This is a genomic window from Ruegeria sp. CDSC025 (assembly GCF_059610805.1).
This window is the reverse complement of the sequence record NZ_JBXWOJ010000002.1, coordinates 210,749-225,880: the sequence shown is the minus strand read 5'-3', so window position 1 is coordinate 225,880 and position 15,132 is coordinate 210,749. Positions and strand designations below refer to the sequence as shown.

Below are 15,132 nucleotides of genomic sequence, written 5' to 3'. Positions count from 1 at the left end.
GCACCGCACGTTCCCTGTTGCGTGGGTGTTGCGCAAATCATTGACTTTTCGGACTTAATTTGGTACGAACTGTGTCATGCTAGAAGAAGTGGGCAACGGCCCCGGGGTAACACCCGGCGGCCGTTTTTCGTTTCTCTCGTGCGGAGAAAACTCACGCATGAGGTCAATACGCAAACATGACTTTAATTACCCCGGAAGAGCGGATTTCCCAGACGGCTGACTTGTTGCAGTCACTTGAGACATCCATTCGCGATCTGCGCAAAGCAGCGGAAGAACTGCGCAGGCAGATCGGTGCCGGGGAGGATGCAGATCTTGCTGGTGCAGGCAAGCAACTGGGACAGCTTGAGGGGCTGATCCGAAGTTGCCAAAAAGTGGAGACAAGCTTTGTCGAACAACATCACAGACAAGCCGGAATTGCCCAAGGGGGCTATGCGCTCGACCTTGATCGGGCACGATCTGAGATCGGGTGCAGGCTGGCTCGCCTCCGCGCCTGTTGCGGTGCAGGACAGATTTCTGAGTGAGATCGGGGAGGGGGGGCTGTGCGCCCTCCCTTTCCTGTTTGAGTTCTGGGCGCTGCCGCATCAATTGCCGCCAGAAGGTGACTGGCGGTCCTGGGTGATCATGGGCGGGCGCGGAGCCGGTAAGACCCGGGCCGGGGCTGAATGGGTGCGGTCTATGGTCGAGGGGTCTTTGCCGTTGGACACGGGTAAGGCGCGCCGGGTGGCTCTGCTTGGCGAGACGTTTGATCAGGTGCGCGACGTGATGATCTTTGGCGATAGTGGGATATTGCAATGCTCACCACCGGATCGTCGACCTATTTGGAAGGCGTCAGAGCGAAAACTAGTCTGGCCAAATGGGGCCGAGGCGCAGGCGTTCTCGGCCCATGATCCTGAGGGGTTGCGCGGGCCACAATTCGATGCGGCCTGGGTTGACGAGCTGGCCAAGTGGAAAAAGGCTGGGGAGACATGGGATATGCTGCAGTTTGCTTTGCGGTTGGGGGATCAGCCCCGGGTCTGTGTGACAACTACGCCGCGCAATGTGAAGGTTTTGAAGGACTTGCTGGCGTCTCCGTCCACGGTGCAGACCCATGCGCCGACCGAGGCGAACCGGGCCAATCTGGCGGAGTCGTTTTTGGACGAAGTGCGCGCGCGGTATACGGGGACGCGGCTGGGGCGGCAGGAGTTGGACGGGGTGTTGCTGTCGGATGCGGAAGGCGCGCTGTGGACCGGTTCGATGCTGGAGGCGGCGCGATGCGCACAGGTTCCTGCGTTGGATCGCATCGTCGTGGCGCTGGACCCGGCGGTGACGTCCGGTTCTAGCGCGGATGCCTGCGGGATTGTGGTTGTTGGCGCGCAGGTGCAGGGGCCGCCCGAGGAGTGGCGCGCTTACGTGCTGGCCGACCGCACAGTGCAAGGCGCGGGTCCGGCTGGCTGGGCGCAGGCGGCGATTGACGCGATGGATGAGTTCGGGGCCGAGCGGCTGGTGGCCGAGGTCAATCAGGGCGGGCAACTAGTCGAGGAGGTGGTGCGGCAGGTGGACCCTCTGGTCCCTTATCGCGCGGTGCGGGCGTCTCGCGGCAAGGTCGCGCGGGCCGAACCTGTAGCGGCTTTGTACGAACAGGGGCGGGTGGCGCATATGGCGGGGCTGGACGCGTTGGAGGAGCAGATGTTCCAGATGACCGCGCGCGGGTTCGAAGGGCAGGGCTCGCCCGACCGGGTCGACGCTCTGGTCTGGGCGTTACATGAGTTGGTTGTGGGGCGTGCGGGGGCGTATCGGCGGCCTAGGGTGCGGAGTTTGTGAGGATAAAAACAGGCGGAGAGTGGCGGTTGAAGAACTGATCGCGGTCCGAAGTGACGTGGCCAGCGATTTATGCTAGGAATACACCCTTTGCGACCACGGGGTCGGGGAGGGATTTCGTAGTGTCTACAAGTGACAAAAACTTCACCGGCTCAATTCCAGACATTTATGATGAATTTCTGGTTCCATTGATTTTCGAATCTTATGCCGCAGACTTGGCAAAGAGAGTCGCTGATACCAAACCCAAAGCTGTTTTGGAGACCGCCGCAGGTAGCGGAGTAGTAACACGTGCGTTGGCCCCGCTGCTGAGCGACGAAATTCGTTATGTGGTTACTGATTTAAATCAACCGATGTTGGACAGAGCGTCAACGCAGCAACCGAAAGCCAATCGAATAGAATGGAAGCAGGCGGATGCGTTGGCGTTGCCCTTTGAGGCAAATACATTTGACGTTGTCTGTTGCCAGTTTGGGGTGATGTTTTTTCCAGACAAAGTAGCTGGTTACAAAGAAGCCCTTCGTGTTTTGAAGGATGGCGGGTGTTTTATCTTCAATGTTTGGGACAGTATCGAAGAGAATGAGTTTGCGCATAGCGTGACGAAGACGGCATCTCGGTTTTTCCCGGAAGATCCCCCAGTGTTTTTAGCAAGAACGCCCCATGGGCACGGCAATATTGATTCAATTGTCGATGATCTTAAGGAAGCTGGTTTTACGGATATCGAAACACTGACCATTTCCGAGCAAAGCCGAGCGAGCAATCCGCAAGCTCCGGCAGTGGCTTACTGCCAGGGGACACCGCTTAGAAATGAGTTGGAAGAACGTGCTGCGGGCTCATTGACTGAAATTACAGACGCCGCCGCCGCCGACATCGAAAAGCTGTTTGGTAAAGGGCCGGTGTCCGGCAAAATTCAGGGGCATGTTTTTCTTGCGAGACCGTAAACGCCAAATTGATTTTTCTACCCACTCTATTCGCTTCTGCGTTGTGAATTAGTAAGAATTCCAACCCGTTGCCCTACCCCCGTACGTTCTATTCCCGAGGCATAAACTTCTCTGCGTCATAACTCCTTTCAACAAGCCGGGCAGAGCGGCGGCAGAAAGGAGCACAAATGGTATTCGATTTCTTGCGTCGTGGATCGGCTGAGGCAGCACCTGAAGCGAAGGCGAGCGCGGCTGGGCCTGTGGTGGCGTGGCAGACGGGTGGACGCGTGGCGTGGAGCCCTCGGGATGCGGTGACGCTGACGCGGACGGGGTTTTCGGGGAACCCGGTGGGGTTTCGCTCGGTCAAGCTGATTGCCGAGGCGGCGGCGGCTTTGCCTCTGGTGCTGCAGGATCAGGCGCAGCGGTTCGATGTGCATCCGATCCTGTCGCTGATGCGCCGTCCGAATGCGGCACAGGGGCGGGCGGAGTTGATGGAGGCCCTGTTCGGGCAGTTGCTGCTGTCGGGGAATGCTTATGTTGAGGCTGTGCAGGCTGATGAGGGCCTGCCGGTTGAGCTGCATGTGTTGCGATCCGACCGAATGAGCGTGGTGCCGGGGGCGGATGGGTGGCCCAAGGCGTATGATTACGCGGTGGGCGGTAAAAAGCACCGGTTTGCGGCGGAGAACATCTGTCATATCAAATCGTTTCACCCGCAGGATGACCATTACGGGTTCTCGCCGATGCAGGCGGCGGCGATGGCGATTGATGTGCATAACAGCGCGTCTAGGTGGTCGAAATCGCTGCTGGACAATGCGGCGCGGCCTTCGGGGGCGCTGGTGTGGAAGGGCGGTGATGGCCATGGGGTGATGGCCGAGGATCAATTCCGGCGCCTTTCGGACGAGATTGAGCAGAACTATCGCGGGGCGCGCAATGCGGGTCGCCCGATGGTTCTGGAGGGGGGCTTGGATTGGAAGCCGATGGGTTTCTCGCCCTCGGACATGGAGTTTCAAAAGACTAAAGAAGCCGCCGCCCGCGAGATCGCGCTGGCCTTTGGGGTCCCGCCGATGCTGCTGGGGATACAAGGCGACGCGACCTATTCGAACTATCAGGAGGCCAACCGGGCGTTCTATCGCCTGACAGTGCTGCCTCTGGTGACGCGGGTGGCGGCGGCGGTGTCGGAGTGGCTGGCGGGTTTTTCCGGTGAGGAATTGGTGCTGAAGCCCGATCTGGATCAGGTGCCTGCGCTGTCGGCGGAACGGGACGCGCAATGGGCGCGGGTCAATGGGGCCGAATTCCTGAGCGATGCCGAAAAGCGCGCCTTGCTGGGGCTGCCGGAGCGTGCGGATGGCTGAAGGATATCCGCCATTCGATTGCGCGCCAGGCTTGCGGCTGGCCGCGCATGAGCGGGTGGCCGAGATCCAGCATGAACATCTGTGCAGGCGGCTGGATCAGATCGAAGAGATGATGGAGCGGCTGGAGAGGCGGTTGTGGCTGACGGTGTATGGCGTGGCAGCGGTGATCCTGGCGCAGGCGTTTCAGTCATTCCTTTCAGTAACACCATGAATTCAGCAGGTTACATGGAGAAGAATATGGATTTGGAGCATAAGTTCGCACGGTTCGGAGAGGGCCTTTCGGTGACCGAGGACGCGGTGATCGAAGGTTATGCCAGCCTGTTTGGACAGGTGGATCAGGGCAGTGACGTGGTGCAGAAAGGTGCGTATCGCGGTTCCCTTGAGGGGCTGGCTACAGCGGGCCAAAGGGTCAAGATGCTGTGGCAGCACGATCCGGCGCAACCCATCGGGGTTTGGGACGAGGTGCGCGAGGACGACCGGGGCCTGTGGGTCAAGGGCCGTCTGCTGAAAAGCACGCAAAAGGGCCGCGAGGCGGCCGAGTTGATCCGGGCGGGCGCAATGGATGGCCTGTCGATTGGCTATCGTACCAAGCGCGCCGTGAAGAATGACAAGGGCCAGCGGGTCCTGACCGAACTGGAGCTGTGGGAGGTGTCGCTGGTGACGTTCCCGATGCTGCCCAGTGCGCGGGTGGCGGCAAAGGGGGTGGACCCCGAGGCCGAGAACACCTGGCGCAGTATTGCCGAGGTGTTTGATCACGCCCGGCAGGAGCTGGCGCGAACCTAGCGCGCCGAAACCTCACCCCCAAAAAGGAAGTGCTGATGAGCAAGACCGAAACCCCGGCCTTGACCGGAGAGGGTGTGCCCCTGGTTCAGGAGGTGAAGCAGGCGATGACTGGCTTCGTGAACGAATTCAAGGGCCTCAAGGCTGAAGTTAAGACAAAATTGCAACAGACAGAAGAGCGACTGACCATGCTGGATCGTAAATCAACCATCGCGGCACGCCCGCATCTTGCGGCCTCAATCGAGGACGGCGCACCGCATCAGAAGGCCTTTGATGCCTATGTGCGTTCGGGTGAGGATGACGGCCTGCGTGGTCTTGAGATGGAGGTGAAATCCCTCTCGAGCGCTGTGAACAGTGACGGTGGGTACCTGATTGACCCGCAAACCGCCGAGATCATCAAATCGGTGCTGAAATCTACGGCCTCTATCCGCTCGATTGCTTCGATCGTAAATGTCGAGGCGAACTCGTTCGATGTTTTGATCGACCACACGGATGTCGGTGCGGGCTGGGCAGATGAAAATGCTGCGGCGAGCGAAACCAGCACCCCGTCGATTGACCGAATCTCGATCCCGCTGCACGAGCTGAGCGCACTGCCCAAAGCCTCGCAGCGACTGCTGGATGACAGCGCGTTCGATGTCGAGGGTTGGCTGGCCGGCCGTATCGCGGACAAGTTTGCACGCGCCGAGGCCTCGGCCTTTATCAACGGCGACGGTGCGGACAAACCCAAGGGTATTCTGAACCACGCCAAGGTCGACAACGATGTTTGGGATTGGGGTAACATTGGTTATGTCCCCACCGGCATCGATGGCGGTGTCGAGGCGGATGCCATTGTGGACGTGGTTTATGCGCTGGGTGCGCAGTACCGGGTCAACGGAACCTTCGTGATGAACTCGAAAACTGCTGGTCTGATCCGCAAGCTGAAAGACAGCGATGGCCGCTTCTTGTGGTCGGACGGTCTGGCGGCGGGTGAGCCGGCACGTCTGATGGGCTATCCGGTGCTGATCGCCGAAGATATGCCGGATGCGGGAACCGACAGTTTCTCGATTGCCTTCGGTGACTTCCAGGCGGGCTATACCATCGCCGAGCGCCCGGACCTGCGCGTATTGCGCGATCCCTTCAGCGCCAAACCGCATGTTCTGTTCTATGCGACCAAGCGCGTCGGCGGTGATGTCAGCGACTTTGCTGCGATCAAACTCGTGAAATTCGGCACCGCCTAAAGCGGGCTGAAACCCGGGGGGCCTTCACCCCTCGGGGCGGCGGGCGCGGGTCGGGGTGAGACCCCTGCGTTGTCTAGCTGCTCCCCTCCGTCCGAGCAACGTGGGGCGGCGCGTGCCCGTCAATTCCTGAAGTTACGGCCCCGGAGGGGTCCGAGATTGCGGAGTGAATGGATGATGTTGATCGAAGAAACCGCCATCGCGGATGCGGCGCTGCCGGTGGATCAGTTCAAGGCGCATTTGAGGCTGGGAACAGGCTTTACTGGTGCCAGCGTGCAGGATGAAGTGCTCAAGGGCTTCTTAAGGGCGGCGATTGCTGCGATTGAGGCGCGTACCGGGAAGGTACTTATCACGCGTGAGTTTTCCTGGAGCCTTAACAGTTGGCGTGACCCTGCGGGCGAAGTGCTGCCTGTGGCGCCGGTCTCGACCATCAATACGGTCAGTTTGACGGATGCAGCGGGTACTGAAACCGCCGTTTCGTCTGACAGATACAGATTGGATCGCGATAGCCAGCGCCCGCGGATACGCCCTGCCGGGGCTGTCTTGCCCGCTATTTCGACCGGCGGATCCGTGAAGATCGCGTTTATCGCCGGTATTGCCGGGGAATGGTCAAACTTGCCGGCAGATCTTGGGCAGGCGGTTCTGTTGTTGGCCGCGCATTACTATGAATACCGGGATGAGACCACGTTGGGTGCCGGCTGTATGCCCTTTGGCGTGACCAGCCTGATCCAACGCTATCGTGTGGTTCGTTTTGGTGCAGGGGTGGCCCAATGAAGGCGCCCCGGCTGAATAGAAAACTGTTGCTTGAATCCTCTGTGCGCACCGCTGATGGCGCCGGTGGGTATCTGGAAACATGGGTCGCCTTGGGCTCGGTTTGGGCCGAAGTCACTGCGCGCAGCGGGTCAGAGAGAAATGTTGCAGGGTTGCCGGTTTCGCGTGTCGGCTACCAGATTGTGGTTCGTGGCACGCCAGAAGGATCGAGCATGCGCCCCTCGCCGGATCAGCGGTTTGCGGAAGGCACACGCCGTTTCGTTATCCGCGCCGTCGCCGAGCGAGACCCGCGCGGCCAGTACCTGATCTGCTTTGCGGATGAGGAGGTGGCGGTATGAGCTATGGCGTTTCAGCCGCGTTGCAGGCGGCAATCTACCAGAAATTGTCGGAAGACACACAGATCAGCACTCTTTCAGGTGGAGCGATCTATGACGCCGTTCCAGCGGGTTCAGTGCCGCAAACCTATGTGACGCTGGGCCCGGAAGAGGTGCGCGATGCCTCGGACCGATCGGGGACCGGTGCCGTCCATAGTTTCACGGTGTCTGTCGTGTCCGAAGCTGCCGGGTTCGGTGCAGCAAAAACGCTGGCGGGGGCGGTTTGTGACGCCTTGGACAGTGCGGGGCTGACCCTGGATCGAGGCCGATTGGTCGGGCTGTGGTTCGAACGTGCCTCGGCCCGTCGGACCGGAACGGGCGGCGCGATCCGCCAGATCGACCTGAGATTCCGCGCCCGCGTGGAAGACGATTAAGTAATCAACGGAGAGAGCAAATGGCTGCCCAGAACGGAAAAGACCTGTTGGTCAAAGTGGATATGAACGGCTCAGGCCTGTTCGAGACCATTGCGGGGCTGCGTGCCACGCGGGTCAGTTTCAACGCGGAAAGTGTCGATGTGACCAGCCTGGAAAGCCAGGGTGGCTGGCGCGAGCTTTTGTCTGGCGCGGGGGTCAAGTCGGCCTCGATTTCGGGCTCGGGCGTATTCAAGGACGCAGGAACGGATGAGCGCGCGCGACAGCTGTTCTTTGACGGTGAGACACCGGGTTTCCAGATCATCATCCCGAATTTCGGGATTGTTGAGGGTGCGTTCCAGGTGACCGGCATCGAATATGCGGGCTCTCACAATGGCGAAGCGACCTATGAAATGAGCATGGCAAGCGCCGGTGCTCTGACCTTTACGGCGCTGTAACGATGGCCAATCCGTGGACGGGAGAGGTGGCACTGACCATCGATGGAGAGCAACGGGTTCTGAAGCTGACGTTGGGCGCTTTGGCGGAACTGGAACGGGAGTTGGGCACAGGGACACTGGTTGAACTGGTGCAACGGTTCGAAGGCGGCGCCTATTCCAGCGGTGATGTTCTGGCGCTTATCGTCGCCGGGCTGCGGGGGGGCGGGGCCAATGTCACCCGCGCCGATCTGCTGAGTGCCGAGATTGAGGGCGGGCCAATGCACGGCGCACGTGCAGCGGCTGAGCTGTTGGCAAGGGCCTTCATGGTGCAGGGGCAGGCATGAGCGGGTTCGACTGGCCCGCATTGATGCGGGCCGGATACCTCAGCCTACGCCTGACACCGGATCAATTCTGGAGCCTTACCCCGGCCGAGTTGCGGCTGATGCTGGGGCAGGGCGCGGGCATGCCTTCGATGAACAGAATGGGTCTGGATGCGTTGCTGGCGGCCTATCCGGACAAGACAATAGGAGAGCGTGATGACGGATCGTGACGGGTTGGACGACCTGCAGGAGCGAGGCGAGGCGCTTGGCGACTCGTTGGGTGATGCGGCGTCGATGGCCGCGGCATTTGATGGGCAGATGAAGCGCATCAAAGCAGCCTTTGAGGAAACGGGCAAGGATGTTGCAACGCTGGAGCGTGGCATGTCCGGCGGCCTGCGGCGGGCGTTCGATGGCGTCGTGATGGACGGAATGAACCTTTCCGATGCGCTGGACGTTTTGAAGAACTCGATGATCCGCACCGCTTATTCTGCCGCGATCAAACCGGTCACGGATCATTTCGGCGGCCTTCTAGCCAATGGGATCGGAGGTTTTGTGAAGGGCATTCTTCCTTTTGCTGACGGCGGCAGTTTCAGTCAGGGACGGGTGATGCCCTTTGCCAACGGCGGAGTGATCAGCGGTCCAACCACGTTTCCAATGCGTGGCGGCACCGGGCTGATGGGCGAGGCTGGCCCCGAGGCCATCATGCCGCTGGCCCGCGGTACCGATGGGAAGTTGGGCGTGCGCATGTCTGGCGGAGGCTCTGCGGTGAACGTGGTGATGAACATCACGACCCCGGACGTGCAGGGTTTCCGTCGAAGCCAAAGCCAGATCGCGGCCCAGATGAGCCGCGCGCTGGGCCGTGGCAATCGCAATAGGTAGATCAAGGAGCAGACCATGAATTTCCACGAGGTGAGATTTCCGGCCAGCCTGAGTTTTGGTTCGGTCGGTGGGCCCGAGAGGCGCACGGATATTGTGACGCTGGCGAATGGGTTCGAAGAGCGCAATACCCCCTGGGCGCATTCGCGGCGTCGCTATGATGCCGGTCTGGGTATGCGATCCTTGGATGACATCGAAACGTTGGTCTCGTTCTTCGAGGCGAGGCAGGGGCAGATGTTTGGATTTCGCTGGAAAGACTGGTCCGATTTCAAATCCGGTGCGGCTACGGGCGAAGTTGCCCAAGGCGACCAGATCATTGCGGAAGGTGATGGCGTAGCGACAGAATTCCAGCTGGTAAAGACCTATTCCTCGGGTGGATTCAGTTATGTAAGGCCGGTCGTCAAACCCGTATTGGGAACCGTCCGCGTAGGCGTCGAGCAGGATGAGATGCGTGAAGGTGTCGACTTCGAGGTGGATCTGAACTCGGGGTTGGTCACGTTCTATTCGCCTCCGCCTGAACGGGTTGATATCACCGCCGGCTTTGAATTCGATGTGCCAGTGAGGTTTGACACCGACAAGATCCAAACAAGTGTCGCGAGTTTTCAGGCAGGGGACGTTCCGAACGTGCCAGTGGTCGAGGTGCGTGTCTGATGGCTGGTGACAAACAGGCCCTGCAGGCCCATCTGCAGAGCGGCCTGACAACGACCTGTCGGTGTTGGGCGATTACGCGCACAGACGGTGTTCAGCTTGGCTTTACCGACCATGACCTGAAGCTGAGCTTTGAAGGCCTGGACTTCAATGCAAGTTCGGGTCTGACGGCGGCCGCGATCGAGCAGGCAACGGGGCTGTCCATTGATAACTCGGAAGCAATGGGTGCGTTATCGGATGTCGCAGTAACCGAAGAGGATATCGAATCCGGTCGCTTCGACGGGGCCGAGGTGCGGGCATGGCTTGTGAACTGGGCCGATCCATCGCAGCGAATGTTGCAGTTCCGCGGATCAATTGGTGAATTGCGACGGGCAGGTGGGGCTTTTCATGCCGAACTGCGGGGCCTGACAGATAAGTTGAACCGACCTTTGGGCCGGATTTACCAAAAGCCCTGCACAGCCGTGCTGGGCGACAAGGCGTGCGGGTTCAACACCGATGCCCCGGGATATTCTGACGAAGCCGAAATCGTCGGTTTGACGGGGGGCAGTATTTTGCAGCTGCGAGGGGCGGAAACTCACCTTGAGGCATGGTTTGAACGTGGGCAGCTTGATGTGCTGACAGGCCGTGCGGCTGGGCTGTGGGGGGCGGTCAAGAAGGACCAAAAGACCGACACAGGTCGATCGGTCGTTCTGTGGTCTGCAATCAGCGGAGGATTGGCCGAGGGCGACAAGGTAAGGCTGACCGCGGGTTGTGACAAGCGCATGACGACCTGTCGTGCGAAGTTCAATAATATCAATAATTTCCAAGGTTTTCCTGACCTGCCTTCCGAAGATTGGGTGATGGCCGTTCCCAAGAACAACGGGGCGAACCGCGGAGGCAGCAGACGATGATCCCGATAAAGCAAAGCATTGTTGATGAGGCCCGAAGCTGGCTTGGTACCCCCTATGTTCATCAAGCTTCTGTCAAAGGGGTCGGAACAGACTGTCTGGGCCTGCTGCGCGGCGTATGGCGGGCGGTGCTTGGGCACGAACCTGAGGCCGTCCCGATCTATAGCATGGATTGGTCTGAACCACAGGGCGAAGAGCGTATGTGGGCCGCAGCACGCCGCCATCTTATCGAGAAAGACCCGGCATGGTTTTCTGTCGGAGACGTGTTGCTGTTTCGTATGCGGGAAAGTGGCGTTGCCAAGCATTTGGGGATTGTCAGCACCTGTCGAGACATCCCTCGGTTCATTCACGCTTATTCCGGACATGGCGTTGTTGAAAGCGCCCTGAGCGACCCGTGGCGACGGCGGGTCGTTTCTTGTTTTGAGTTCCCCACGGAGGATATCTAGATGGCGACGATATTACTGTCTGCGGCGGGTGCCGCTGTTGGCGGGGCCATTGGCGGGACGGTTGCGGGGCTGTCCACGGCAGTTATCGGCCGTGCCATTGGTGCCACTCTTGGGCGTGTCATCGACCAGCGTTTGATGAGCCAGTCGGTCATGGGCAGCGGCAGCGAAGTTGTAGAAACGGGCCGATTGGACCGTTTTCGCCTTACTCAGACGGGCGAGGGCGCCGCTGTCGCCAACATCTTTGGTCGGATGCGTGTCGGGGGGCAGGTTATCTGGGCTTCGGATTTTCTGGAAGCCCGCAGCACCAGCTCTACCACGCAATCGGTTGGGGGTGGCAAGGGATCCCCCAAGCAGCCCGAGGTTACAACGACCACCAACAGCTACAGCTATTCAGTTTCATTAGCGGTCGCGTTGGGCGCGGGGCAAATATCTGACGTGCCGCGTGTCTGGGCAGATGGCGAAGAGATTGAGCGCAGCAGTTTGAATATGCGCGTCTATCCTGGCACCGACGATCAGCTGCCCGATCCGTTGATCGAAGCAATCGAAGGTACTGGAAATGTCCCGGCCTATCGTGGCACCGCCTATATTGTGATCGAAGATTTGAAGCTGGGCGCTTTTGGAAACCGCGTCCCGCAGTTCTCGTTCGAGGTCGTGCGGCAAGAGCAGCCTGGTTTGCCTGATACCGAAAATTCCTTGTCACGTATTGTACGAGGCGTGGCGCTAATGCCTGGGACCGGTGAATATGCACTGGCGTCCCAGCAGGTGAATTACACAAAAGGCCGCGGCCGCAGTTGGGCGGCCAATGTGAATTCAACCTCTGGTTTGCCTGATCTCGTGACGTCCACACAAGCCTTGAAAAGTGAACTTCCGGGCTGTGAAGCCGCCTCTTTGGTTGTGTCCTGGTTCGGAAGTGATCTGCGATGCGGTCAATGCAAGATACAACCAAAGGTTCTGCAAAATGGTATCGAAGGCAAAAATATGTCCTGGGGTGTCGCGGGGCTGACAAGGGCAACCGCCCAAATCGTTCGTCAGGAAAATAACGAGCCCGTCTATGGCGCGACACCAGCGGACGCGTCGGTCATTCAAGCGATCCAACACCTTAAGCAAGAGGGGAAGCGGGTCATGTTCTACCCGTTTATCCTGATGGATCAGATCGGTGGAAACGGATTGCCCGATCCGTGGTCAGACGCCAGCGATCAGCCCCACCTTCCCTGGCGCGGTCGCATCACCCTGAGCGTTGCGCTTGGGCGGGACGGGTCTCCGGACCAGATGGCTGAGGCCGATGTTCAGGTGTCCGATTTCTTTGGTCAGGCGCGAGCGGATGATTTTGTTATCGGAAACGGCACGGTTTCCTATTCTGGCCCGCAGGAATGGGGGTTGTGCCGATTTATTCTTCACTACGCTGCCTTGTGTAAGGCGGCAGGTGGGGTGGACTCCTTCTGTATCAGTTCGGAAATGCGCGGTCTTACCCAGATTCGTGGCCTAAACGGATTTCCGGCCGTTGAGCAGCTGCGCGTTTTGGCAGGGCAAGTGCGTAGTATTCTGGGGCCAGACACAAAGATCGGTTATGCGGCGGACTGGAGCGAGTATTTCGGCTACCAGCCAAATGATGGCAGTGGGGATCGCTACTTCCACCTCGATCCGCTTTGGGCGGATGACAACATAGATTTCGTCGGTATCGACAACTACATGCCTCTGTCCGACTGGCGGGACGGTGAAGATCACGTGGATGCGGATGCCGGCGCAAAATCCATCTACGATCTTTCCTATCTGCGTGGGAACATCGAAGGTGGCGAAGGCTATGACTGGTATTATGCCTCGCCCGAAGAAGAGGCGGCACAAATCCGTACGCCGATCGGAGATGGTTCACATAACGAGCCGTGGATCTGGCGTTATAAGGACGTTCGCAACTGGTGGTCACAACCGCATCACGAGCGAATCAATGGTGTGCGTAGCGATAACCCGACTCTTTGGTTGCCAGAGTCCAAGCCCATCTGGTTCACTGAGCTCGGTTGTGCGGCAGTAGACAAAGGCACCAACCAGCCCAACAAGTTTCTAGACCCTAAATCTTCAGAATCCGGGTTGCCGAAATATTCAAACGGGCTTCGGGACGACTTTCTGCAGACGCAATACCTCAGGGCGGTTCTTGGCTATTGGTCGGACGCAGATATCAATCCAGTTTCATCCAGCTATGGCGGCCCGATGGTGGACGTGTCCAATGCCTATGTCTGGGCGTGGGATGCGCGGCCCTATCCGACCTTTCCAAACCTGCGCAGCCAGTGGAGCGATGGGGCCAACTATGCCCGCGGCCATTGGCTTAATGGGCGTTCCGGCTCACGAACGCTGGCCTCTGTTGTGACCGAGCTTTGCCATGCTGCCGGTGTTACCGAGATTGATGTCTCGGGCCTTTACGGTTCCGTTCAGGGCTATGCGGTTGAACAGGTTTCGGATGCCCGTTCGGCATTGCAACCGCTCATGCTGCGGTATGGTTTCGATGCGCTTGAACGCGAAGGAAAACTGATCTTTCAGATGCGGGATGGCGCACGTGCCCTGACCCTGAATGAAGAGCAGTTGGCCATCACTTCGGACATTGACGGACACGTGGAATATCGCCGCGAGGCTGAGGCGGAAATGTCTGGCCGTGTCAGGCTGCGCTTTGTTCAGTCTGATGCTGACCATGAAATAGCCTCGGAAGAGGCTGTGTTGCCTGATGATGAAACCCATTCGGTATCGGTAAATGAGATGCCGTTGTCCATGACGCGGGCCGAGGGGCGTCAAACGGTGGAACGCTGGCTGAGTGAGGCGCGTGTCTCGCGTGAAACGGCTAGGTTTGCATTACCGCCTTCGCTTTTGAATGTCGGGGCAGGGGATGTTGTGCGGCTGGTCAGTGGTGGGCAGGACGCGCGCTATCGCATTGACAGGCTTGAACAGGTCGAAATGCAACTGGCCGAGGCTGTCAGGATCGAGCCCGGCGTTTACACACCGCCAGATGCCCCCGCTGATGAAGTTACGACGAAGCCATTTGTCGCTCCGGTGCCGGTGCTGCCGGTATTCTTGGACCTGCCTCTGATCACCGGTTCCGAAGTGCCGCATGCGCCATATCTTGCGGTTGCAGCAGACCCCTGGCCAGGAAGCGTTGCGGTGTACGCCGCATCAAGCGATGAGGATTACGCGTTGCAACAGGTGATAACAGGGCAGGCCATTTTAGGCTTCACCGAAAGCCCGATGCGAAGGGCCAGTGTCGGACTTTGGGACGAGGGCGATGCCTTACGTGTCAATCTTGTAGATGGCGTCCTGGAGTCCCGTCCACGGTCTGCCTTGTTAAGCGGGGCAAATCTTGCGGCGATTGGCGACGGAACGCCGGACAACTGGGAGGTGTTCCAATTCGCGGATGCGGCTTTGCAATCGACAGGTGCCTACTCCGTGTCCGGGCGGTTGCGCGGTCAGCTGGGGACAGATGCGATTATGCCCGATCTCTGGCCCGAAGGATCAATGTTCGTGTTGTTGGACGAACGTGTCTTCCAGACAGGGTTGTTGCGGTCGGAACGTGGCCTGACCAAACATTATCGCATTGGCCCTGCAACCAGAGGGTATGAAGATCCCTCTTACGAGCATCTGGTCGAGGCCTTTGAAGGCAATGGTTTGCGGCCCTATGCCCCCTCTCATCTTCGCGTGCAGCAATCCAGCTCGAGGGACGTGTTCTCATGGGTGCGGCGGACACGTCTGGATGGCGATGACTGGTCCGGGCTGGATGTGCCGTTGAATGAAGAAACCGAAGCCTACCTTGTTCAGGTTCGGCAGAATGGTAGCCTGATCCGCGAAGAGGTCGTTGCCCAGCCGGATTGGCACTATACGTCATCCATGAAGGCCACGGATACTGTTACAGGGTCTTATGAGGTGTCGGTTTCGCAGATATCTGCGGCTTACGGACCCGGATTGCCTGTCAGGCTGCAGGTCGGATAGGCG

The 15,132-nt window shown here is 59.1% G+C and carries 18 protein-coding genes; all 18 read left to right on the top strand.

Translation table 11 applies throughout. The annotated features are described in order from the left end of the window. The first annotated feature begins 176 nt into the window (after nucleotides 1–176). The 18 genes from AC2FH8_RS04275 to AC2FH8_RS04190 all read left to right on the top strand — a co-directional run bounded on the left by AC2FH8_RS04275 (nucleotide 177) and on the right by AC2FH8_RS04190 (nucleotide 15,129). Nucleotides 177–521 (top strand): hypothetical protein, encoded by a 345-nt coding sequence (locus tag AC2FH8_RS04275; RefSeq protein ID WP_496688435.1) that lies wholly within the window; start codon nucleotides 177–179, stop codon nucleotides 519–521. After that, a complete protein-coding gene (locus AC2FH8_RS04270; RefSeq protein WP_486660048.1) occupies nucleotides 430–1,800 on the top strand; it encodes a DNA-packaging protein in 1,371 nt (456 codons plus the stop codon). The genes AC2FH8_RS04275 and AC2FH8_RS04270 overlap by 92 nt, the downstream gene beginning before the upstream one ends. Before the next feature lie 119 nt (nucleotides 1,801–1,919). Next, the gene (locus AC2FH8_RS04265) at nucleotides 1,920–2,732 is read left to right on the top strand and encodes a class I SAM-dependent methyltransferase (protein WP_496688433.1); all 813 of its coding nucleotides are present in this window, start codon (nucleotides 1,920–1,922) and stop codon (nucleotides 2,730–2,732) included. A 167-nt stretch (nucleotides 2,733–2,899) separates the two neighbouring features. After that, entirely contained in the window at nucleotides 2,900–4,063 is a 1,164-nt protein-coding gene (locus AC2FH8_RS04260) for a phage portal protein (protein ID WP_496688431.1), read from the top strand. Continuing rightward, nucleotides 4,056–4,274, top strand: a complete 219-nt coding sequence (locus tag AC2FH8_RS04255; protein ID WP_142633175.1) for a GTA head formation protein, RCAP_rcc01685 family — start codon at nucleotides 4,056–4,058, stop codon at nucleotides 4,272–4,274. Before AC2FH8_RS04260 ends, AC2FH8_RS04255 begins: the two co-directional genes overlap by 8 nt. A 26-nt stretch (nucleotides 4,275–4,300) precedes the next feature. Further along, nucleotides 4,301–4,846, top strand: a complete 546-nt coding sequence (locus AC2FH8_RS04250) for an HK97 family phage prohead protease (RefSeq protein WP_185956631.1) — start codon at nucleotides 4,301–4,303, stop codon at nucleotides 4,844–4,846. Between the two features lie 35 nt (nucleotides 4,847–4,881). Further along, nucleotides 4,882–6,060, top strand: coding sequence for a phage major capsid protein (locus AC2FH8_RS04245; RefSeq protein ID WP_281971923.1), 1,179 nt, complete (start codon nucleotides 4,882–4,884; stop codon nucleotides 6,058–6,060). Between the two features lie 171 nt (nucleotides 6,061–6,231). After that, nucleotides 6,232–6,831: a head-tail connector protein gene (locus AC2FH8_RS04240; RefSeq protein WP_496688428.1), complete on the top strand. Its 600-nt coding sequence runs from the start codon at nucleotides 6,232–6,234 to the stop codon at nucleotides 6,829–6,831. Next, nucleotides 6,828–7,166: a phage head closure protein gene (locus AC2FH8_RS04235; RefSeq protein WP_496688426.1), complete on the top strand. Its 339-nt coding sequence runs from the start codon at nucleotides 6,828–6,830 to the stop codon at nucleotides 7,164–7,166. The genes AC2FH8_RS04240 and AC2FH8_RS04235 overlap by 4 nt, the downstream gene beginning before the upstream one ends. Beyond that, on the top strand, nucleotides 7,163–7,576 hold the full coding sequence (locus AC2FH8_RS04230; protein ID WP_496688424.1) for a DUF3168 domain-containing protein: 414 nt from the start codon (nucleotides 7,163–7,165) through the stop codon (nucleotides 7,574–7,576). Before AC2FH8_RS04235 ends, AC2FH8_RS04230 begins: the two co-directional genes overlap by 4 nt. 20 nt (nucleotides 7,577–7,596) lie before the next feature. Further along, on the top strand, nucleotides 7,597–8,010 hold the full coding sequence (locus AC2FH8_RS04225; RefSeq protein ID WP_496688422.1) for a phage major tail protein, TP901-1 family: 414 nt from the start codon (nucleotides 7,597–7,599) through the stop codon (nucleotides 8,008–8,010). Between the two features lie 2 nt (nucleotides 8,011–8,012). After that, nucleotides 8,013–8,333, top strand: coding sequence for a gene transfer agent family protein (locus AC2FH8_RS04220; RefSeq protein WP_496688420.1), 321 nt, complete (start codon nucleotides 8,013–8,015; stop codon nucleotides 8,331–8,333). Further along, on the top strand, nucleotides 8,330–8,539 hold the full coding sequence (locus AC2FH8_RS04215; RefSeq protein WP_496688418.1) for a rcc01693 family protein: 210 nt from the start codon (nucleotides 8,330–8,332) through the stop codon (nucleotides 8,537–8,539). The genes AC2FH8_RS04220 and AC2FH8_RS04215 overlap by 4 nt, the downstream gene beginning before the upstream one ends. After that, on the top strand, nucleotides 8,526–9,188 hold the full coding sequence (locus AC2FH8_RS04210; RefSeq protein ID WP_496688416.1) for an RcGTA-type gene transfer agent tail tape measure protein: 663 nt from the start codon (nucleotides 8,526–8,528) through the stop codon (nucleotides 9,186–9,188). The genes AC2FH8_RS04215 and AC2FH8_RS04210 overlap by 14 nt, the downstream gene beginning before the upstream one ends. Nucleotides 9,189–9,203: 15 nt before the next feature. After that, the gene (locus AC2FH8_RS04205) at nucleotides 9,204–9,836 is read left to right on the top strand and encodes a DUF2460 domain-containing protein (protein WP_271947592.1); all 633 of its coding nucleotides are present in this window, start codon (nucleotides 9,204–9,206) and stop codon (nucleotides 9,834–9,836) included. Then, the gene (locus AC2FH8_RS04200; protein WP_496688414.1) at nucleotides 9,836–10,723 is read left to right on the top strand and encodes a phage/gene transfer agent baseplate hub protein; all 888 of its coding nucleotides are present in this window, start codon (nucleotides 9,836–9,838) and stop codon (nucleotides 10,721–10,723) included. The genes AC2FH8_RS04205 and AC2FH8_RS04200 overlap by 1 nt, the downstream gene beginning before the upstream one ends. Beyond that, entirely contained in the window at nucleotides 10,720–11,166 is a 447-nt protein-coding gene (locus AC2FH8_RS04195) for a C40 family peptidase (protein WP_271947589.1), read from the top strand. Before AC2FH8_RS04200 ends, AC2FH8_RS04195 begins: the two co-directional genes overlap by 4 nt. Further along, the gene (locus AC2FH8_RS04190) at nucleotides 11,167–15,129 is read left to right on the top strand and encodes a baseplate multidomain protein megatron (RefSeq protein ID WP_496688412.1); all 3,963 of its coding nucleotides are present in this window, start codon (nucleotides 11,167–11,169) and stop codon (nucleotides 15,127–15,129) included. Nucleotides 15,130–15,132 lie beyond the last annotated feature (3 nt).